At 45.7% G+C, this 20776-nt stretch carries 18 protein-coding genes; 14 read left to right on the top strand and 4 right to left on the bottom strand.

The window, feature by feature from the left end:
• Positions 1-68: 68 nt before the first annotated feature.
• The 4 genes from mreC to rodA are packed head-to-tail and all read left to right on the top strand — an operon-like array spanning position 69 to position 4528.
• The gene (gene mreC / locus WH95_RS15735) at positions 69-950 is read left to right on the top strand and encodes a rod shape-determining protein MreC (protein WP_052742078.1); all 882 of its coding nucleotides are present in this window, start codon (positions 69-71) and stop codon (positions 948-950) included.
• Positions 947-1459, top strand: coding sequence for a rod shape-determining protein MreD (mreD, locus tag WH95_RS15730; protein ID WP_046509028.1), 513 nt, complete (start codon positions 947-949; stop codon positions 1457-1459). The genes mreC and mreD overlap by 4 nt, the downstream gene beginning before the upstream one ends.
• A 10-nt stretch (positions 1460-1469) precedes the next feature.
• The gene (gene mrdA / locus WH95_RS15725) at positions 1470-3368 is read left to right on the top strand and encodes a penicillin-binding protein 2 (protein WP_046509027.1); all 1899 of its coding nucleotides are present in this window, start codon (positions 1470-1472) and stop codon (positions 3366-3368) included.
• Positions 3369-3370: 2 nt separating this feature from the next.
• Positions 3371-4528 carry a rod shape-determining protein RodA gene (rodA, locus tag WH95_RS15720; RefSeq protein WP_046509025.1) on the top strand — a complete coding sequence of 386 codons (1158 nt, stop codon included), beginning with the start codon at positions 3371-3373 and terminating at the stop codon, positions 4526-4528.
• Positions 4529-4581: 53 nt separating this feature from the next.
• On the opposite strand, the gene WH95_RS15715 is transcribed toward rodA, so the two are convergent.
• On the bottom strand, positions 4582-5868 hold the full coding sequence (locus WH95_RS15715; RefSeq protein ID WP_046509023.1) for a nucleotide sugar dehydrogenase: 1287 nt from the start codon (positions 5866-5868) through the stop codon (positions 4582-4584).
• A gap of 206 nt (positions 5869-6074) precedes the next feature.
• Between WH95_RS15715 and WH95_RS15710 the strand changes: the two genes are divergently transcribed.
• Positions 6075-6527: a PAS domain-containing protein gene (locus tag WH95_RS15710; RefSeq protein ID WP_046509020.1), complete on the top strand. Its 453-nt coding sequence runs from the start codon at positions 6075-6077 to the stop codon at positions 6525-6527.
• Positions 6528-6541: 14 nt separating this feature from the next.
• Positions 6542-6958: a hypothetical protein gene (locus WH95_RS15705; protein ID WP_046509019.1), complete on the top strand. Its 417-nt coding sequence runs from the start codon at positions 6542-6544 to the stop codon at positions 6956-6958.
• Between the two features lie 127 nt (positions 6959-7085).
• Here WH95_RS15705 and WH95_RS15700 read toward each other — a convergent pair whose 3' ends face one another.
• Positions 7086-7643: a nitroreductase family protein gene (locus WH95_RS15700; protein ID WP_052742077.1), complete on the bottom strand. Its 558-nt coding sequence runs from the start codon at positions 7641-7643 to the stop codon at positions 7086-7088.
• A 193-nt stretch (positions 7644-7836) separates the two neighbouring features.
• Between WH95_RS15700 and WH95_RS15695 the strand changes: the two genes are divergently transcribed.
• Together WH95_RS15695 and pepN are read left to right on the top strand one after the other, a co-directional pair.
• Positions 7837-8043, top strand: a complete 207-nt coding sequence (locus tag WH95_RS15695) for a (2Fe-2S)-binding protein (protein WP_046509017.1) — start codon at positions 7837-7839, stop codon at positions 8041-8043.
• 286 nt (positions 8044-8329) lie between these two features.
• A complete protein-coding gene (gene pepN / locus WH95_RS15690) occupies positions 8330-10972 on the top strand; it encodes an aminopeptidase N (protein WP_046509014.1) in 2643 nt (880 codons plus the stop codon).
• A gap of 72 nt (positions 10973-11044) precedes the next feature.
• Here pepN and bluB read toward each other — a convergent pair whose 3' ends face one another.
• Entirely contained in the window at positions 11045-11683 is a 639-nt protein-coding gene (gene bluB, locus WH95_RS15685; RefSeq protein WP_046509012.1) for a 5,6-dimethylbenzimidazole synthase, read from the bottom strand.
• A 193-nt stretch (positions 11684-11876) separates the two neighbouring features.
• On the opposite strand from bluB, the gene cobU reads away from it, so the two are divergent.
• The 4 genes from cobU (at position 11877) to cobO (ending at position 18057) form a co-directional block, all read left to right on the top strand.
• A complete protein-coding gene (gene cobU, locus WH95_RS15680) occupies positions 11877-12431 on the top strand; it encodes a bifunctional adenosylcobinamide kinase/adenosylcobinamide-phosphate guanylyltransferase (RefSeq protein WP_046509010.1) in 555 nt (184 codons plus the stop codon).
• A gap of 17 nt (positions 12432-12448) precedes the next feature.
• Positions 12449-13483, top strand: coding sequence for a cobalamin biosynthesis protein CobW (cobW, locus tag WH95_RS15675; protein WP_046509007.1), 1035 nt, complete (start codon positions 12449-12451; stop codon positions 13481-13483).
• 128 nt (positions 13484-13611) lie between these two features.
• Positions 13612-17349 (top strand): cobaltochelatase subunit CobN, encoded by a 3738-nt coding sequence (gene cobN / locus WH95_RS15670; RefSeq protein WP_046509004.1) that lies wholly within the window; start codon positions 13612-13614, stop codon positions 17347-17349.
• 63 nt (positions 17350-17412) lie between these two features.
• Positions 17413-18057 (top strand): cob(I)yrinic acid a,c-diamide adenosyltransferase, encoded by a 645-nt coding sequence (cobO, locus tag WH95_RS15665; RefSeq protein WP_046509002.1) that lies wholly within the window; start codon positions 17413-17415, stop codon positions 18055-18057.
• Between the two features lie 57 nt (positions 18058-18114).
• On the opposite strand, the gene WH95_RS15660 is transcribed toward cobO, so the two are convergent.
• The gene (locus WH95_RS15660) at positions 18115-19011 is read right to left on the bottom strand and encodes a decaprenyl-phosphate phosphoribosyltransferase (RefSeq protein ID WP_046509001.1); all 897 of its coding nucleotides are present in this window, start codon (positions 19009-19011) and stop codon (positions 18115-18117) included.
• A gap of 24 nt (positions 19012-19035) precedes the next feature.
• Between WH95_RS15660 and WH95_RS15655 the strand changes: the two genes are divergently transcribed.
• On the top strand, positions 19036-19443 hold the full coding sequence (locus WH95_RS15655) for a GtrA family protein (RefSeq protein WP_046508998.1): 408 nt from the start codon (positions 19036-19038) through the stop codon (positions 19441-19443).
• Positions 19437-20747 (top strand): FAD-binding oxidoreductase, encoded by a 1311-nt coding sequence (locus tag WH95_RS15650; protein WP_046508996.1) that lies wholly within the window; start codon positions 19437-19439, stop codon positions 20745-20747. Before WH95_RS15655 ends, WH95_RS15650 begins: the two co-directional genes overlap by 7 nt.
• Positions 20748-20776: the final 29 nt, after the last annotated feature.

Here is a 20776-nt window from a genome sequence, read left to right as displayed (position 1 = left end):
TATAGTATATAGAATATTTTCAAAGGTTTGTGGCAATTATCTCATGTTAAATGTAACAGGAGCAGAGCTTGAATAAGAGAATTGGAGCCATCAGTCATGTGACAACGCCTGTTCAGGCGTGGCTTCACGGTTCTGCTTATGCGGTTTTGATCGTTGTTGCTATCGCATTGATTGTTCTGGCAAAAACAGGAAATGTTGGTGTTGAGCGCGTGCGTACAGCCGTTGTTGACGGCGTATCGCCGTTGATGGAGATCGCCAATCGTCCGGTTGTAATGATCAGTGATACGATTGAAACAGCTCAAAATTACGTTGCCCTGAAATCGGAAAATGAAGAGTTACGGCGTCAGAATGAAAATCTGCGTCGTTGGCAAATTACGGCTGCCAAGCTGCAAGGTGAAAATGCTTCCCTGCGTGGAATGTTAAATCTTGCACCGACACGTGCACCGAATATCACAACAGCAATGGTCGTTGCGGACCAGGGCGGATCTTTTGTGCGTTCTGTTGTTGTCAATGCGGGTAGCTTGGACGGAATAACCAAAGGTCAAGCCGCGATGACCGGTTTGGGACTGGCAGGCCGCGTGGCTGAAGTTGGCCGTCATTCTTCTCGTGTCATTCTTCTTACTGATTTGAGTAGTCGTATTCCTGTTTTTATTGGCTCGTCTCGGTCCAGAGCAATCTTGGCCGGAGATAATTCTCCTTCTCCTTCTTTACTTTATCTGGATGAAGGCGCCGATGTTAAAGTAGGGGATGCGATCTATACCTCGGGGCAGGGTGGCGGTTTTGTTGCCGGGTTACCCATCGGGGTCGTGCACTCTTTAACGGATGTTGCTATCAAAGTCCGCCCCTATGCGGATTGGGGAAATCTGGAGTTCTTACGTTTGGAAGACTACGGTTTGAAGCAAAATCTGGATATCCTTTATTCGGATAGTGGGGCCGAGAGACAAAAGTGAACCCGACTTTTTGGCAACGTATTGATGGATTAGCTCGTTCTGCCTGTCCCTTTACGATTACGCTTCTGCTAACGATACTATTTCTTGTTCCTCTACGTATTCCAAATCTAGCTGAGGTTATTCCCTCAATACTATTGATTTCTGTTTTTTATTGGACACTGTATCGCCCAGACTTGATGCCAATATGGGCCGTGTTTGGTTTGGCGTTTATTCATGATCTTTTATCCGGTATTTTGTTGGGTGTTGGTCCTTTAATTCTTCTACTGTTTTGCCTAGCCTTAAATAGTCAGCGCAAGTTTCTGGTTGGTGCATCCTTTCCGGCGCTTTGGATTAATTTTTTTATTCTTTCCAGTTTGGCTTTTTTGTTTAAATGGGTCTTAATATACGTGTTGGAACCGGGTATTCCTGATTATAGGCCAGTGATTTTTCAAAACCTGACAACTGTTGCTGTATACCCTGCTTTTTCATGGATTTTTGCCTTGATTCAGCGAACGTTACTCAAGGATTAGGATTTATTTTATGCCGATGGTTCACGAAGACCAGGACCGTCATAAAGGTTTTACACGCAGAATACTGATGCTTTCTTGTGGAAAGGCTGCATTGTTATCTGCGCTTGTTGGCCGCATGTATTATCTACAGGTTATTGAGGCCGAGAAGTATAAAACCCTGGCTGAGGACAACCGTGTTAATTTGCGGTTACTTCCCCCCAGACGCGGCAACATTCTGGATCGTTTTGGCGTAGAAGTCGCAAATAATCAGCAGAATTTCCGTGTCGTTGTGGTGAAAGAACAAACACCGGATCTTATGGCAACGCTTGATGCGTTGGCTAAGCTGATTAAGCTTTCCGAACATGACTACAAACGTATTTTACGGGATGTGAAGCGTAAACGAGGTTTTGTCCCCGTTACTGTAAAAGATAATTTAAGCTGGGATCAGGTTAGCAGTATCGAAGTGAATGCAGCTGATTTGCCTGGGGCGAGCATCGAAGTTGGTGAAACCCGTTTCTATCCGTACGGGGCTAATATGTCCCACATCCTGGGTTATGTAGCGGCTGTTTCAGAGAAAGAGTTGACGGGGGATCCGTTGCTTGAGCTTCCCGGTTTTAGGATCGGCAAAAGTGGTATCGAGAAATATCATGATAACGATATGCGCGGGCAGGCTGGAACCAGTGAATTTGAAGTCAACGCATATGGTCGTGTTATCAGAGAGCTCTCTAGGAATGAAGGTGGAAGCGGTCGGGAAATGATCCTGACGGTTGATGCCGGCCTGCAAACATTTGTGCAGCAAAGGCTGATGAGTGAGCTATCTGCTGCCAGTGTCGTCATAGATATCCAAAACGGGGATGTTCTCGCGATGGGGTCTGTTCCTGGGTATGATCCAAGTGCCTTTAATCTGGGGCTTAGTAGCAAGCAGTGGAATGGATTGATTAATAATCCCTATACGCCGCTTACGAATAAGGCAATTGCCGGGACTTATGCGCCGGGATCAACCTTTAAGATGGTTGTTGCTTTGGCCGCAATGAAAGAAGGTATTGGTGCGCTGAGTCACACGGCCTATTGTCCGGGGTTTATGAAGCTTGGTAATGCACGTTTTCATTGCTGGAAACGCGGGGGACACGGTACCGTTAATTTAATCGAAGGGCTACAGCATTCTTGCGATATCTATTTCTATGATGTCGCTCGGCGCATCGGGGTTGATAAAATTGCTGAAATGGCAAACAAGTTTGGCCTTGGCGAGAAGGTTGGTATTGATTTACCCGGTGAACGTTCTGGTGTTATTCCTACAAAAGCATGGAAAGAAGCTAATATCGGGGAACCTTGGCAAGGGGGAGAGACACTTGTCACGTCCATTGGACAGGGGTTTGTTCTCGCTACGCCACTTCAGTTGGGTGTTATGACGGCCAGAATAGCTTCTGGGGGAAAAAAGGTAATACCGCGCCTTGCTCGCGGATATAGGGAGGGTGCGAAAACTGTTGCCTACCCTGTCCCAGAGTTTGAGGATTTGGGAATTCCCTCAGAACACATGAAGATGATTTATCAGGGGATGGATGCTGTTTCGAACAATCCCCGTGGTACGGCATATAAATACCGTATCAAGGAAGAAGGTTGGGAGTTGGCTGGTAAGACTGGAACAGCACAGGTCCGCAGAATTACACTTGCGGAAAGACAAGCTGGAATTTTCAAGAATGAAGATTTGCCATGGCGCCGCAGGGATCATGGTTTGTTTGTGGCCTATGCCCCTGTCGATAATCCTCGTTATGCCTGTGCTGTTATTGTCGAGCATGGTGGCGGGTCTAAAAGTGCGGCCCCGATAGCGCGCGATATATTACTGGAAACGCAAAGAAGAGATCCTGCACGAACGCCTGCGCTACCACTGGAGCAGAGTGCAGAAATAACCAATTTGGCTGGAGAGTCGTAATTATGGGTCAACAGCCTCATTATCTTGGACGACACAATCCTGAAATTACCCTGGGGCAGAAGCTCTGGCAGCTTAACTGGGGCATGATTGTTCTTATTTGCATGATCGCATCAATCGGTTTGGGGATGCTTTATTCGGCTGCGAATGCAAACCTTGATCCTTGGGCCTCAAGACAGGCAATTCGTTTTGCTGTTGGCTTTGTGATGATGATTGTTGTCGCTCTTATTGACATCAGATTTTGGTTCCGTGTCAGCTATCTTTTCTATTTTGGTGCTTTAATACTTTTGGTCGGTGTTGAAGTTATGGGAAGTGTTGGTATGGGGGCGCAAAGATGGATTGACCTGAAATTTATTCAGCTCCAACCATCAGAGTTGATGAAGATTGCGATTGTCTTTGCGCTGGCTCGTTATTTTCATGGAGTTTCCCAAGAGGATATTGGGCGCATTACCTTCTTGATCATCCCTTTGATCATGGTTTTTGCCCCTTCGGTTCTTGTTTTGAGGCAACCAGACTTGGGTACCACTGGTATGCTTGTAATGGCGTCCGGGGCAGTGTTCTTTTGTGCGGGTGTTCGTCTTTGGAAGTTTGCAGTGGTCTTGGTCTCGGGTCTTGCCGCAATCCCCATAGGGTGGCAGTTTTTACACACCTATCAAAAAAATCGGGTTCTGATCTTTTTAAATCCCGAACAAGATCCTTTAGGCACGGGATACCATATTCATCAATCCAAGATCGCCTTTGGGTCCGGCGGTGTATTTGGTAAGGGATTTTTGCAGGGGTCACAGAGCCATTTGAACTTTTTACCAGAAAAGCAAACCGACTTTATTTTTACCATGCTTGCTGAAGAGTTTGGTATGGTTGGTGGGCTTGTTCTGTTGGGACTGTATATTCTATTGATGGTATATGGTCTGGCTATTTCTTTGCGTTCGAGAAATCAGTTTGGCCGATTATTGGCCATTGGGCTTACCTTTAATTTGTTTCTCTATGTTTTTATCAATATCGCGATGATTATGGGGCTGGTACCTGTCGTCGGCGTTCCTTTACCGTTAATATCATATGGGGGGACGGTGATGTTGACGGTGATGGTCGGTCTTGGGCTTGTCATGTCAGTGTGGCTTCATAGAGACATCAAGATTTCTCGTCATGGTGTGCATGATGAATAGCTCAATGCCTCTAGATCTAGCCCTCTTTGGGACTGGTGCCTAATTTATCTTTTCTATAGGCACCAGTATCCGTAACCATTATCGAAGCTGCGATCACGCCACATTCCCTTCATGTCGGCAATTAAACCATCTGGTTTGATTATTTGCTGAATGTTGGTGTTTGTTAGCTCTTTATAACCACTATGGGGAACAGCGCCAATCACGCAGTCATAAGGTTTATCGGTTTCAAGAGATGGTAGAAGGTCAATGTCGAAAAATTCTTTTGCTTCCAAAGGGTCTGCCATTGAATCGTGTACATCAATATGGTGACCTAATTCTTTCAAATCATCGATAATATCGGTGATTTTGGTATTTCTCAGGTCCGGTACATCTTCTTTAAATGTTAGTCCGAGAACAAGGGTGCGAGGGGCGTGATTGTTTGGATTTCTGGCGAGTATTGTGTTGTGAATGGCATTACTCACAGCTTTACTCATCGCTTCATTTGTTGAACGCCCTGATAAAATGACTTTGGGGTCGTGCCCTGATGCTGTCGCACAATGTGCAAGGTAGTAAGGATCAACACCAATACAATGTCCCCCGACAAGGCCGGGTTGAAAGTTTAGAAAATTCCATTTTGTTCCAGCCGCTTCTAAAACATCATAAACCGAGATGCCTAACTTTTGGAAAATAACGGCGATTTCATTGACGAACGCAATGTTAATGTCTCTTTGCGCGTTCTCAATTACTTTCGCTGCCTCGGCTGTTTTAATATTTTTTGCTAAAAATATTTTATCGCCATTCATTGTACCATATATGTTTTTAAGTATCTGGGCGACTTCGGGTGTCTGGCCTGCAACAATTTTTGTGATGTTATCAACGGTATGTTCTTTATCACCAGGATTTATGCGTTCGGGAGAGTAACCAAGAAAGAAATCTTGCCCACATTTCAGGCCTGCACCTTGTGCGAGTATCGGGCCGCAAATATCTTCGGTCACGCCGGGATATACGGTACTTTCATAAACAACAATATCCCCCTTTTTTAAGAAAGTACTTACGGTTTCGGATGCTTTTCTGACCGGGGTAAGATCAGGCTCATTATTGTTATCAACAGGCGTTGGAACAGTGACGATGTGGACATTATGACCACCGAGTTCAGCGGTGTCACTTGTCAGGCGAAGTGTTGAGTTTCGTAAGTCGGATGTTTCTATTTCGCCAGTTCGGTCAAAACCTTGGGCGAGTTCGTCTATACGGTTTTGGTTTATATCAAAGCCAGTAACTTTATAATGTTTGGCCAGATGAATTGCGAGGGGCAGGCCAACATAACCAAGGCCAATAATACTGATCGTTGGATTTTCTGTCATAGTACCAGCTGAATTAAGTCAAATATAATTTGTGTCTGTTGTAAGTGATTGCGGATATCTAGGCAATATCAATTCATTCAGTCGGACTTTCGCTGGGGCAAACTTAAGTCAAACAGGCCTCAAAGTGAATGTTTGACCATTTGTTTACCATTTCGATGTTACACAGAAAGGGTGCGAAATTGTCATGAAATCAAAAGGTTGTCTTAATGGCAGAATATAAAGGTATCGAACGGCGCCTCGTTTTCCGTCTGCTTGATTATTGGGAAAAGAAGAAAAACGGTCGGAAGATGCCGGCTTTGGATGATATTAAAGCATCTGAGTTGGGTGACGACTGGGATTGGTGCTTTTTGATTTTGCTGGGTGATGAGGGTGAAAACGCAACCTTTCATCATGTGGGCTCTTTAATTTGGCCTACAGATCGTTCGCCCTTGGTCGGGAAGGAAGTTAGTTCTTGCGCCGAAGAAAGCTTAATCAAGCAGGCAACCCGCTTCATGCCGAGAGTCCTGGAGCTTGGGGTTCCTGTCAGTATTGGTGGCGAGTGCCTGGATGGCGGAGATAAGCTTTTGTATCGAAGCACGTTAATGCCCTTATCCTCCGACGATGAATTTGTCGATGCACTCTTTGGCGGTGCAAATTGCCGAAAAGTGACGAATAAATAAGGATTAACGCCACGATGTCTCAGGCTGTTTCTTTCGAAGTCGATACATATCAGAATAATCGTTGGGTTTTAGAGTGTGTCCTGGATGACAAGGATATGGCTCTATCCACAGCGAAAAGGCTGTATGATTCCAAGCGCTTTTCAGCTGTGAGGGTAGTTCAGGAAACCTATGATGAAAATAGTAACTCTAGTCGTGAGCGGGTGATTTATGAAACCACTGTTGCCGATAGAGATAATCGGGCAGCCAAAGCGCGACAACCTGCTACAAAAGTCAATCGGTCAGAGCGTCAGCCACTAAAAAAACGTCCCCGCCAAAAAACAGAACCAAAGAACGCTAAGAAAAGTGGTCCAAGTTTATGGGTCTTACTTCTTCTCCTTACCATAATTTTGGCTGGTGGGGCTGGTCTTCTGGTCTTTATTAAAAGTTTATAATTCAAAGAGTAAAAGCAGAAAAAATGTTGGTATTGCCTTCGTTTTTTTTCTTTTTGTGTAAGCCCTCTCTTGTTAACTCGAGAGGGCTTTTTGTTGGATGTCTGATTGGTTAAAACATTAAAACTGTTTATTTCCAGTAGATAGTGAAGTCTTCAGGATCTGGCCGCTTGCGTTCTTTTACGTCCCTTTCAACACTGCCTACATAGAGAAACCCGATAATATCCATGTTCTCTTCAAGGCCTAAGCCAGATTTGACATTGGGGTCATAAGCAGCATTTCCAGTTAGCCAGATAGCACCGTAATTTCGTTCGTGTGCGGCGAGCATGATATTTTGAGCCGCTGCCCCGGCCGAGAGAACGCGTTCATTTTTGGGAACACCGGGTTTCTCGTCAGTCATAACAGAGCAGACAACAATAACCAGAGGCGCCAGTTTGGGGCGGCTTCCTTCTTTTTCCAGCTGTTCTGCTGTTGCTTCGGGATTTCTTTTTTTGAGGGATTCTACAAAAAGATCTGACAGTTTATTTCTTGCATCTCCTTCAATAACGATAAAGCGCCATGGTCGTAACCATCCATGATCAGGCGCAGTGACAGCGGCACGTAGCATATAGTTGATGTCTTCTTTGCTTGGGGCTGGGTCAACCATCCATTGGGTGACGATGGATTTTCGGGATAAAAGAAATGACAAGGTATTCTCCTAATAAGCTATATTGCTCTCATAAATGATAATCTTTGTATTTACACCCTATTTTTAATTTTCTTTACCAGAGGGTGTCAGGGGAAATTTATGTAAATTACGATATTAATCTATTTGCAATCAATTCTCATTTACACTATGTATGAGTCGTGGATGAAAATCATTCTCAACGGCGAGAGAAAAAATGTACGTTTGCATATGTAATGGATTTACAGAAAAAGATGTAAAAAACGTGGTCGGTATGGGCGCGTCGTCTGTTGCGGGCGTATATAAAGCGATGGACTGTGCTCCACAGTGCGGCAAGTGTGGATGCGATATCAAAGACATGCTTGATGAAGAAAAATCCCTTAGTGCACAGTTTGCAAAGATGAAACATCTCGCAGCTGAATAGGCCGTTTATATTATCCCCGTTTGTGTTTGACATATAAGCATCATTCATCGCGAGAGAAAATAGCCCAGGATTAATCGCCGTCTCAATCTCATGGGTAATCAAACATCTATATTTTTCTGAAGATCCATGATGAGCTCAGGCTCATTATTAAATGATTCCAATTACCAGATATGCTATTTAACAATTTGGAACAGCCTTTTTAACGTTGCTGTTTCCTCTTGTGCCTAATCATGTTAGGGACAAGAGGAATGTTCTATAAATAATAGTTGTTTTGTGGTGAGGAATTATGAAAAACGCACAGGTGAAAGCTACGCAATTAAGGGATTATGTCGCGCCAGCTTTCTTGGTAGATCATGTTGATTTGACGTTTTTCCTAAAGTCCGAAGCAACGAAAGTTCACTCAAAATTAAAAATCAGACAAAACTCAAATGACAAACAGCCCCTTGTTCTCGATGGGGATGAATTACGTTTGGACTCTGTTGCCGTTGATGGCAGGGAACTGAGTTCGGATGAATATCAGCTTGGGGAATTCTCTCTGATAATACCTGATTTCCCGGCAGAGGGGGAGTTGGAAGTCGTCACCTATATTGACCCGGTTAAGAATACAAAACTCGAAGGGCTTTATTTGTCCGGTGGAAATTTTTGTACGCAGTGCGAAGCCGAGGGATTTCGTCGGATCACCTATTATCCAGACCGACCCGATGTCATGGCAACATACACTGTTACGGTGCACGCAGATCAAACAAGTTATCCTATCCTGCTATCGAATGGTAATCTGATTGACCAAGGTGTGTCGAACGATGGAAGCCATTGGGCCCGTTGGGATGACCCTTTCCCAAAGCCGAGTTATCTATTTGCTTTGGTGGCCGGAGATCTGGCCTGTTACGAAGATGGTTTTAAAACACGTTCTGGCCAGGATGTTACGCTTAAGATTTTTGTTGAGCATGGGAATGAAGATAAGTGTGCCTATGCTATGGATTCTCTTATTCGCTCGATGAAATGGGATGAAGAGCGCTTCGGCTTGGAATATGACCTCGATATATTCAATATTGTGGCAGTGAGTGATTTTAACATGGGGGCGATGGAGAATAAGAGCCTCAATATCTTTAACTCCAAATGTATTCTCGCCAGTCCTGACACGGCAACGGATATGGAATTTGAGCGTATTGAAGCGATTGTCGCACATGAGTATTTTCATAACTGGACAGGGAACCGGGTTACCTGTCGTGACTGGTTTCAGTTGAGCTTGAAAGAAGGCTTAACGGTTTATCGAGATCAGGAGTTTACCGCGGATATGCGGTCTGCACCTGTTAAACGTATTCAGGATGTTCGAACATTACGTGCCCGACAATTCCCGGAGGATGCTGGCCCGCTTTCGCATCCGATCCGACCTGAATCCTATATCGAGATAAATAATTTCTATACCTCTACCGTTTACGAGAAAGGTGGTGAAGTTATCCGTATGATGGCTGAGCTGCTAGGAAGAGATGGCTTCCGAAAAGGGTTGGATCTTTATTTTAACCGCCATGATAATCAGGCTGTAACCTGTGATGATTTTGTTGCCGCAATGGAAGATGCCAATGGCGCTGATCTTAACCATTTTCGTCTATGGTATAGTCAGGCCGGAACCCCTGAAGTCGAGGCCAATTGGTCATATGATGAAAAAGAACAAAGCCTTACATTGACATTGGATCAGATCACTGCGCCAACACCTGGACAGAAATTAAAGCAACCTTTGCTGATACCATTTACCGTCGGGCTGCTGGGACAGAATGGCGAAGAGTTACCCTTGAAACTTCAGGGGGAGAATGTGGAGAATGCGTCAACACAGCGAACACTTCGTTTTGATCGGGAACATCAAACATTCAAGTTTGTCGACCTGAATCAACACCCTGTACCTTCTTTAAATAGAAATTTTTCGGCGCCAATAAAATTGTCAACGAAATATTCTACAGAAGATCTTCGCTTCTTGATGGGGCATGATAAAGATGCCTTCAGTCGATGGGATGCCGCGCAAACCTATGCTTCCAGATTGATGCTTAAGATGGTGAAATCGGTTCAAGACGGTGATGTTGTTGAATTTGATCATCAATATGCAGATGCTTTGGCATTAAATATCGCCGATAAGTCGCTTGACCCGGCGTTTCTGGCGCAGATTCTCGCATTGCCATCTATTGATTATGTTACTGAACAAATGGAAGTTGCTGACTTTGCTGCTGTTGAAAAGGTGCGGTCGGTTTTCAAGGTCGGTATTGCGAAGGCCTTGTTCGAACAATTCAAAGAACTGTATTTGGCGGGTAAAGAGACCGTCGCCTATAGTCCGGATTCTGCGTCTGCTGGGCGTCGGGCGCTTTGCAATGCTGCGCTTGGATATTTGTCAGTTATTGAAAATGATCCCGAGTGTTTGAGGCTGGTTGTCGAGCAGTTTGAGACAGCAGATAATATGACTGATCGTATGGCCGCATTATCATTGCTGGCTGACATTCCGGGTGAGGAAAGAGAAAAGGCACTTGTTGCGTTTGAAAAACGCTATGCTGATAACGCTTTGGTTATGGACAAATGGTTTGCCGTGCAGGCAACATCGTCAATCCCTAACGCCTTGGACGAAGTGAAAAAACTACTGTCTCACTCGGCCTTTTCTTATAAAAATCCAAATAAAGTCAGGGCTCTTATCGGGGCATTTTCTGGTGCAAATCCGGCACGATTCCATGCGGAAGATGGTGAGGGTTACCGTTTCCTGGCGGATAGTATTATTCATCTGAACGGTATAAATCCGCAGGTTGCTTCAAAGATTTTGGCTCCTTTGGGCAGCTGGCGTCGGATGAATGTAACACATCAAAAAATGATGAAGGCTGAATTACAGCGCATTCTGGATACTGAAAATCTCTCTAATGATGTTTACGAGATTGCGTCTAAATCCCTTTCGTAAATTAGGCAAATCTCTTTCATAGATTAGATAATGTTGTGAAGCGTAAAAAATGCCTGTTTTAGCGGGCATTTTTTATTTAATCAGCAGCTTGCGGCAGTCGCCCAAACGTTCTTGCCAGCCGAGTGTTACCAGTTCAGGTGTATCTTTTTCTTCGGTCGGATAGCCAATACAACAATAGGCTACAAGCGCCCATTCATCGGGTACTTCCAGCGTTTGTTTTACGGCATCAGGATCAATGATTGAAACCCACCCCAGACCGATGCCTTTTGCGCGGGCCGCAAGCCAAAGTGTATGAACGGACAATACGGCAGAGTATCGTAACATTTCGGGCATGGATTGATGGCCGAGCCCATGACCCTGTTCGGTTTCTTCGTGTGCAAAAACGGCTAGTTGAACCGGGGCGCGATCCATGCCTGACAACTTAAGTTTGGCGTATAACTTCGCTTTTTCACCGTCATAGCCTTCAAGTGCTTTTGCGTTGGTACGCTCAAAGTTTTCTTTGATCTCTTTTTTGTTTGCTTCACTTTCAACCAATACATAGCGCCATGGTTGGCTGTTACCCACTGAGGGGGCCAAACAGGCAAGATCCAGTAGTTCGTCCAATGTACCGTTGGGGAGGGGATCCGTTTTAAACTGGCGAACATCCCGTCGCCATTCCAAAAGCTCGGTCAATTTATCGCAGAAATTATCGTTGAAATCGGGTTTTTTCATTATACTTGAGGCCAATCATCACTTGGTTGTCTATTCTTGAATTTGCATGGAATAAAACGAACTGTCGATGATTTTATTCATGCTGGCTCTTTTTGATATTTGCCTTGCAACAATGGTATGTCCAAGAGAAAAGGTTACGAGAGTGTTTCAAGAAAATGTGTGTGGTATCTGTTAAGATGAAGAGTTCAGAGTGATGTCAGAAAAAAATACTGCGTTGGCTCATTCGTTAATTTTGGGCGGCGCGCGCTCAGGAAAAAGCAGCTATGCCGAACAGCTAACCGAACGGCAGGGTGGAGAGTGCTTTTATATTGCGACAGCCAGAGTTTGGGATGATGAGATGGCTGATCGGATTGATGAACATAAAGAACGTCGTGGGGAGCGATGGACGACCTTTGAAGAACCGTTGGATTTAGTGCAATGCCTGCAACGAATTCAACGACCTGATGCAAGCATTCTTGTGGATTGTTTGACCCTTTGGGTGACAAATCTGATGATGGAAGGACGCGATCCTGACGTAGAAGGTGCACAACTGGTCGCGTCTTTGACCGAGCTGTCATGTCCTGTTGTGTTAGTGTCTAACGAAGTAGGTTTAGGAATTGTTCCCATGGACAAGATGTCCAGAGATTTCAGGGATTATGCAGGGCGTTTACATCAACGTCTTGCAGCAGTCGTTCCTTCCGTAACATTTATGGTGTCAGGATTGCCAATGCAGGTTAAACCATCTGCAACAGGACTGACTAAATTTTAAAAGCAGGATTTTAACGTATGTCTCAAGCAGCAAAAATTCCAGCCACTGTGATTACAGGTTTTCTCGGCGCTGGAAAAACTTCGACAATTCAGCATCTTTTGAAGACGGCTGGCGGTAAAAGAATTGCGCTTATTATTAATGAATTTGGTGATCTCGGTGTTGATAGCGACATTGTCAAAGGTTGTGGCATCGAGGGATGCAATGACGATGATGTTCTGGAACTCGCCAATGGCTGTATTTGTTGTACCGTTGCCGATGATTTTATTCCGACAATCGAAAAGCTGTTAAATCGGGAAACACCCCCGGATCATATTATTATTGAAACATCTGGCCTGGCCCTGCCTAAGCCACTGGTAAAAGCTTTTAACTGGCCGGAAATCCGTACCCGCGTAACCGTTGACGGTGTTATTACTCTGGTTGATGGCAGAGCGGTGGCCGATGGTTTGTTTGCGACGAACCCGGAAGCGATTGCACAGCAACGTGAAGCAGATGAAAATCTTGATCACGAAAGTCCGTTGGAGGAGCTTTTTGAAGAACAGCTCGCTTGTGCAGACATGGTTGTTGTGAACAAGCTTGATCTACTTAACGAAGGGGATATGGATACCGTTCTGGCCGCAATTCGCAAGGAAATCCGTCCGGAAGTAAAGATCGTGAAGATTTCTCATGGCGAAATTAATGCGGCAGTTCTGCTTGGGCTGGAAGCTGCTGCCGAGGATGATCTGGAGTCCCGTCCTTCGCATCATGATGACGGGCATGAACACGATCACGATGATTTCGAAAGCTTTGCTGTGGAGTTGGGCGAGATCGCAAATCCGGAAGCCTTTATTGATAAATTGCTACCGATTGTGGCCGAGCACGATATTCTTAGAGTCAAAGGTTTTGCTGCGGTTGCTGATAAAGATATGCGCCTTGTGATCCAGGGTGTCGGTAGTCGTTTCCAACACTATTTTGATCAGGAATGGTCAGAAGGTATAGAGCGTCGTTCCCGTCTTGTGATTATTGGTGATCACGATATGGATGAAGCAGCCATTCGTGCTGCAATTGCAGCCTAAAACCATATAACACCGGGGGAGGACATAATATGTCAGGCCCCGGTGTTGTACCTCGAGCCAGATAAGTATAAGTCCGGAACTTAGAGATAAGTCGGGATAACAAGAACGCAAACCAAGAGAAATACTCTATGCACCTGTTACAAGCCCAACCCGGGGCAATCGCTGATGGATCCGAAGCAATCGACCTGGGGCAAACACCGGGGGATATTGTTATTGTATCTGCGGCAGATACAGAACTGGCAAGCTTGGTTCAGGCCAGACAGGTAATTGGAGATACATACCCGTCTCTGCGGTTGGCAAACTTGATGCAGTTATCCCACAATATGTCAGTCGATCTCTATGTTGATGACATTATTGCCAATGCCAAGGTGGTTGTCGCGCGGATACTTGGGGGAGCAGGTTACTGGCCTTATGGGGTAGAGCAACTTCGGGCTATTTGTAAGCAAAAGAAAATTCCATTGGTTTTGCTTCCCGGTGATGATCAGCCGGATGCTGAACTTGCGGCCCATTCCACGGTTGCGCAGGATGTATATCATCGTGTTTGGCAATATCTTATTCACGGCGGCCCGGACAATTCCCGAAATCTGCTGTGTTATCTTGCAGGTATTATTGGCCATGACTTTGAATGGGTTGAGCCCAAGCCTTTATTACGATCCGGCATCTATTGGCCCGGACGTGACAATCCTGAACTGGATGATTTGCGTCATGACTGGATAGCGGGTGCGCCGGTAGCTGCGATTGTTTTTTATCGCGCGCTATTGCAGGCTGCCAATCTGGCGCCGGTTGATGCGCTGATCAAATCGCTGCAGGACAAGGGTATTAATCCTTTACCTCTTTATTGTGCGTCGCTGAAAGAACCAATTTCTGCCGGTATCGTGAGTACGCTGTTAAAAGATGCAGATACCGGAATTATTCTGAATGCAACGGGCTTTGCAATTTCAACGCCCGGTGCGGACAGAAAAGAAACACCTTTTGATGTTGTTGATGCACCCATTTTGCAGGTTATTTTTTCTGGTGGGAATGAGGCTGGATGGCGAGAGGGGCTTAGTGGACTTTCTGCGCGCGATATCGCAATGAATGTTGCCTTGCCAGAGGTTGATGGGCGCATCCTTTCTCGTGCTGTCTCATTTAAGTCAGAAGCTCGTTATGACGAAGCAACTCAAAGCTCTGTTGTCAGTTATCAGGAAGTACCCGACCGCGTTGATTTTGTTTCTGATTTGGCAGCAGGATGGTTGCGGCTCAGAAACAAAGACGCAGCGGAGCGCAAGGTTGCGGTGGTTATGGCGAACTACCCCAATAGGGACGGGCGCATGGGGAATGGGGTCGGACTCGATACACCTGCGGGTACAATACAGCTCTTACGGGCAATGGTAGATGCTGGCTATAGCGTCTCCGATATTCCTGTGGACGGGAATGCTTTGGTTGAGCGCATGGCCGAGGGGCCAACCAATGCTGCCGTTGACGGACGCGTTATCAGGTCCAGAATTTCTTTGGATGCCTATCGACAGTTCTGGGGTGCGTTGCCTGCTGGTGTGAAAGCAGCTGTAGAGGAGAGATGGGGCGCTTTTGAAAACGATCCTTTCTATATGGCAGATTCTGATGCCTTTGCAGTTTCTGCGTTTCATTGTGGCAAAATCATTATCGGCCTTCAGCCCGCACGTGGATATAATATCAATCCCGTAGAAACCTACCACGATCCTGATTTGGTGCCGCCGCATGGATATCTGGCCTTTTATGCATGGTTGCGACAGGTAGAGAAGGTCGATGCGATCATTCATATGGGTAAACACGGGAATATGGAATGGCTGCCCGGTAAGTCGCTGGCACTTTCAGAAGAATGCTTTCCTGAAGCTGTTTTTGGACCAACACCGCATCTCTATCCCTTTATTGTGAATGACCCCGGTGAAGGCACGCAAGCCAAACGTCGTGCCCAGGCGGTGATTATTGACCATCTAACACCGCCGCTAACACGCGCTGAATCCTACGGACCCTTGGCAGATCTGGAGCAACTTTGTGATGAATACTACGAAGCTGCCGGGGTTGACCCTCGGCGGTTGAAAGTTTTGAGAGACGAAATTCTCAAGATCACGCAACGAATTGGTCTGGACAAGGACTGTGGTATTGAGCAAACGGATGATGAAGACGCTGCCCTTTCAAAACTGGATAACTATCTTTGTGAATTGAAAGAAATGCAGATCCGCGATGGCTTGCATATCTTTGGTCTGGCCCCGGAAGGACGTCTTTTGGATGATCTTCTTATTGCTCTGACGCGCTTGCCGCGTGGGGAAGGGAAGGGGGGCGATGCCTCTTTAATTCGGTCACTGGCGAAAGATTTGAACTTCCCAATCGAATTTGATCCACTGGATTGCCGTTTTGGGGATACGTGGTCTGGGCCAAAACCAGAGATTCTAATCGCAGAAGGCAGTTGGCGCACCAATGGGGATACTGTTGAGCGCTTGGAAATATTGGCCCAAAAGCTGGTATCCGGCGAGGTGCAGGCACCAGATGAATGGGAAAATACACGCCCGGTTCTTGCCGAGATAAATACTAGAATGGGACCGATTGTAACCTCTTGTGGTGCCGAAGAGATTAAAGGAACCCTCAGGGGATTAAACGGGCAGTTCGTTGAACCCGGCCCTTCTGGCGCACCGACGAGGGGGCGCCCTGATGTTCTGCCTACAGGGCGTAATTTCTATTCTGTTGATTCCCGTGTTGTCCCGACGCCTGCGGCCTGGCACTTGGGGTGGAAATCGGCAAACCTGATGATTGAACGTTATCGTCAGGAAAATGGATCCTGGCCCAAGCGCATGGCGCTTTCGGCTTGGGGAACATCAAATATGCGCACGGGCGGGGATGATATCGCACAAGGTCTGGCACTTATGGGGGTTCAACCTAAGTGGGAGCCGACTTCAAGGCGTGTCGTGGGTTTCGAGATTCTGCCTTTGTCTGTTCTTGACCGTCCGCGTGTCGATGTGACGTTACGTGTATCGGGGTTTTTCCGTGATGCTTTCCCTGCGCAAATTGATTTGTTCGATTCAGCCTGTCGCGCGGTGGCGGCCTTGGATGACGAACCAGAAAAAATGAATCCTTTGGCTGCGAGAGTCTTGGTAGAATCTGCTGATCTCATCGCAAAAGGGTTGGATGAAAAGACGGCGATCAAACGTGCTGGGTATCGTGTTTTTGGCTCCAAACCGGGGGCTTATGGTGCTGGCTTACAAGCCTTGATTGATGAGCGTGGCTGGGAAACCGAAGCAGATCTCGCCAAAGCTTATATAGGTTGGGGCGGTTATGCCTATGGCAGCGGCGGTGTCGGCGAAGCTGAACACGGCCTGTTCGAGAGCCGCTTGAGAGATGTGGAAGCGGTTGTTCATAACCAGGACAACAGAGAGCATGATTTGCTGGATTCTGATGATTATTACCAGTTTGAAGGTGGCATAACCGCGGCTATTCGTCATCTTTCCGGCGCGCAGCCAACCGTTTATCACAATGATCATTCTCGCCCGGAAAGTCCGCAGATCAGAACGCTTCAGGAAGAAATCGGACGTGTAGTCAGGGCGCGTGTTGTTAACCCAAAGTGGATTGATGGGGTCAGGCGTCATGGATACAAGGGCGCTTTTGAAATGGCGGCAACAGTGGATTATCTTTTTGCCTTTGCAGCGACCGCGAAAGTAGTTGAAGATCATCACTTTGATGCTGTTTTTGATGCCTATCTGGATGATGCCGAGGTTCGTGAATTTCTGGAACAGAATAACCCGGCTGCTTTGCGGGAAATGGCAGAACGGATGATCGAAGCCCAGGACAGGAATCTTTGGAAGGCACGTTCTAATTCTGCGCGGGCGCTTTTGGACGAAATCGTAGCCAGTTGACTAAACTGAGCTAAATAAATTAGCTGCTTGTATAATGAGAGAAGATATTGGGGAGAAGATTAAATGAGTGATACAGAGAACCAACAAAGCGCAGAAGATTTTGAACGCGCGAATGAAAAATCAAAAAAACGCAAAGCTGCCCGCGATAAGATGCTGTCGAACAAGGTCAATGAAAAAGGCTTGATTATTGTTCATACGGGGAAGGGCAAAGGAAAATCCACGGCTGCTTTTGGCTTGGCGACACGTGCTGTTGGTAACGGTATGAAAATTGGCGTTGTCCAGTTTGTAAAAGGGAAGTGGGAAACAGGCGAAAAGTACGTTCTGGAAAAATTCCCAGATCAGGTTGAGATGTATGCGCTTGGCGAGGGTTTTACCTGGGATACGCAAGACAGAGAGCGTGATATTGCTGCGGCTGAAAAAGCATGGGCAAAATCCAAAGAGATGATTGATGCCTGTCGCGGTGACAATCCGAAGTACGATATGGTTGTTTTGGACGAGTTGAATATTACTCTTCGTTATGATCACCTGAAACTGGAAGAGGTTATTGATTTCCTTGAAAACAAACCGGAAGACCTGCACGTTGTCATTACAGGGCGAAATGCCAAGGAAGAGATGATCGAAATTGCCGATCTGGTCACTGAAATGACCTTGGTTAAACATCCCTTTAGAGATCAAAATATCAAAGCTCAGCGCGGGATTGAGTTCTAATAAACTAAATCGAAACCTGTGTATCGTGAGAAAGAGGCCCTCGTTTGTGGCCTCTTTTTATATGGGTGCTTGTCCTGTGATGATTGTATAGGCCGAAACGATAATCCAGATGACAACCGTGATCATTAACTGGGGGTCGGAAAGAAGCGCTTCAGTAGGAGATTCCCCGGCATTTGTCATTTCCACAATGTACCAGTATCTGTATATCCCGAACAAGACGATGGGGATTGTAATGGCCAGTTCAGGGCGCGTTGTGACAACAAAAAGGCTATAGAAAACCAAAGCACCAGTTGCGGCCATTTCAGCAAAGCGGTTGACCAGCGATATTGAATAAGCACCCAGGACTTCCCGACCTGATATGCCACGGTCTTGTAACTCTTGTCGTCTTTTTACCGCAGCGAGGAAGAGAGCCAGGCAAAGTGTGGTAACAAACATCCATGCCGAAACTGGCACATGCAAAACTGTTGCACCTGCAAAAACACGAAGCACAAAACCAATTGCAATGGTGAAAATATCCAGAACAGGTTGGTGTTTGAGGTAAAAGCTATATCCAATGTTCAGAATGATATAGCCGAAGAGAACAAGCGTTGCCGCTGGCAAGAAGAAATAGCCAGCGATTAAAATGATATAGAGACAGACAAGTAAAATTAAAGCCTGTGGTATGGAGATCGCGCCAGATGCCAAGGGGCGCGTTTGCGATTTCTTAGGATGTTTTCGATCATTATCTATATCTTTAATATCATTAAGGACATAGACAGCAGATGATGCGATACAGAATAAAAAGGTTATGGTGAGCGTCTTGGTTATGGCATCAGGATCAGAAAATAATCCCGTAAATAATAGTGGTGCCAAGACAAAGCCATTTTTAATCCAGTGCTTTGGACGCATTAACTTAGCAATGCTTAATCCGATAAAGGGGTGACTTTTGCTTTGTTCTTGGGTCTTATTATTCATATCTATTTTTAACCGAAGTCCTTCATGAACCTTTTAGTGAGTTACAGTCTCTTTGCTATTGTTGCGACGATCGCGAATATAGCTTCTCAAGATTTATTTTTGAGAGCTTATTCCGGCCCTTTTGCTCTTGTCTTGTCTATAGGTGTTGGGACAGCTGTTGGTCTTGTTACTAAGTATTTGCTAGATAAAAGGTATATATTTCGTTACCGAACCAGTGGTATGGGGCACGAAAGCAAAGTTTTTATGCTTTATACGATGATGGGGGTTTTAACGACGGCTGTGTTTTGGGCGTTTGAATTTGGATTTCATTTTATCTTTGACGATAAAATGATGCGCTATCTCGGCGGTATAATTGGCCTTGGTATTGGATACTGGATTAAATACCAACTGGATAAGAAGTATGTATTCATCTCGAAGGAAGTAAAATGCTGATCAGTGGATGGGGTCAATACCCACGCGTTGAGGCAGACGTTTTAAGCCCTTCTACAGGGGACGGGATACAGCGCAGTCTAAGAGAGAATGACGCGAAACCCTGTATTGCTCGTGGGTTTGGACGAAGTTATGGCGACAGTTCTCTTTCTTCGACTATTGTTTCAACAAGATATCTAAATCATTTTCATTCTTTTGACGACGCGACGGGCGTCCTTAGTTGTGATGCGGGCGTTAGCCTGGATGAAATTCTTGGTGTTTTTGTACCCAAGGGGTGGTTTCCCATAGTCACACCCGGAACAAGGTTTGTGACTGTTGGTGGTGCAATTGCCAGTGATGTACATGGCAAGAACCATCATAATGTTGGTACTTTTTGCGATCATGTTTTGTCGTTTCGGATTTTGATTGCCAATGGCGATATTCTTAATTGTTCGCCGTCCGAAAACCGAGACTTGTTCTTGGCTAGTTGTGGGGGAATGGGTTTAACAGGTTTTATTCTCGACGCGACGTTCAAGTTACAAAAGATAGAGAGTAGCTTTATCGAAGAGACCACTTATAAAGCTGATAATCTAGAAGAATGTCTGGCGCTTTTCGATGAACACAACGCCGCGACATATTCAGTCGCCTGGATCGATTGTTTAAAACGCGGAAAAGAACTGGGACGATCTTTATTAATGCTGGGCAAACACAGTTCAGCAGGTGGGTATGTCGATTTGAAAAAAACAACGCCTTCCATTCCTTTTAATATGCCGATCTTTTGTCTGAACAGGTTCTCTGTGGGGGCTTTTAACCGTCTTTATTACGGGCGGGTGCGTGAAAAAATACAGAAACGTCGGGTTCACTATGGACCCTACTTTTATCCGTTGGATGGTATAGAAAACTGGACACGACTTTATGGTGCAAAGGGCTTTGTTCAATACCAGTTCGTGATCCCAAAGGACGCTGGCCTGGAGGGGATGACCAGTGTTCTGGATAAGATAGCTCAATCCGGGGCCGGGTCCTTTCTTTCTGTTCTGAAAGTCTTTGGCAAAGGGAATGATAGCTTTCTGTCCTTTCCTTTTGAAGGCTATACGCTGGCATTGGATTTTAAAGTCAGCAAACGGACATTTGAATTGTTGGATCAACTGGATGCAATCGTTCATGACTATGGGGGGAGAATCTATCTGACCAAAGATGCCCGTATGAGTGATCAGGTTTTCAAAAGGGGATATCCTGAGTGGGAAGAGTTTCAAGCTGTTAGAGAAAAGTATGGCGCAATTGGAACTTTTGCTTCTTTTCAGTCCAAGCGTTTGGGGCTGGATGTTTAAATACCAGTATATTGAGCATTAGGATATTG

It is taken from the genome of Kiloniella litopenaei (genome assembly GCF_000982415.1).
GTDB lineage: Bacteria > Pseudomonadota > Alphaproteobacteria > Kiloniellales > Kiloniellaceae > Kiloniella > Kiloniella litopenaei.
This window is presented reverse-complemented; position numbering and strand designations above follow the sequence as displayed.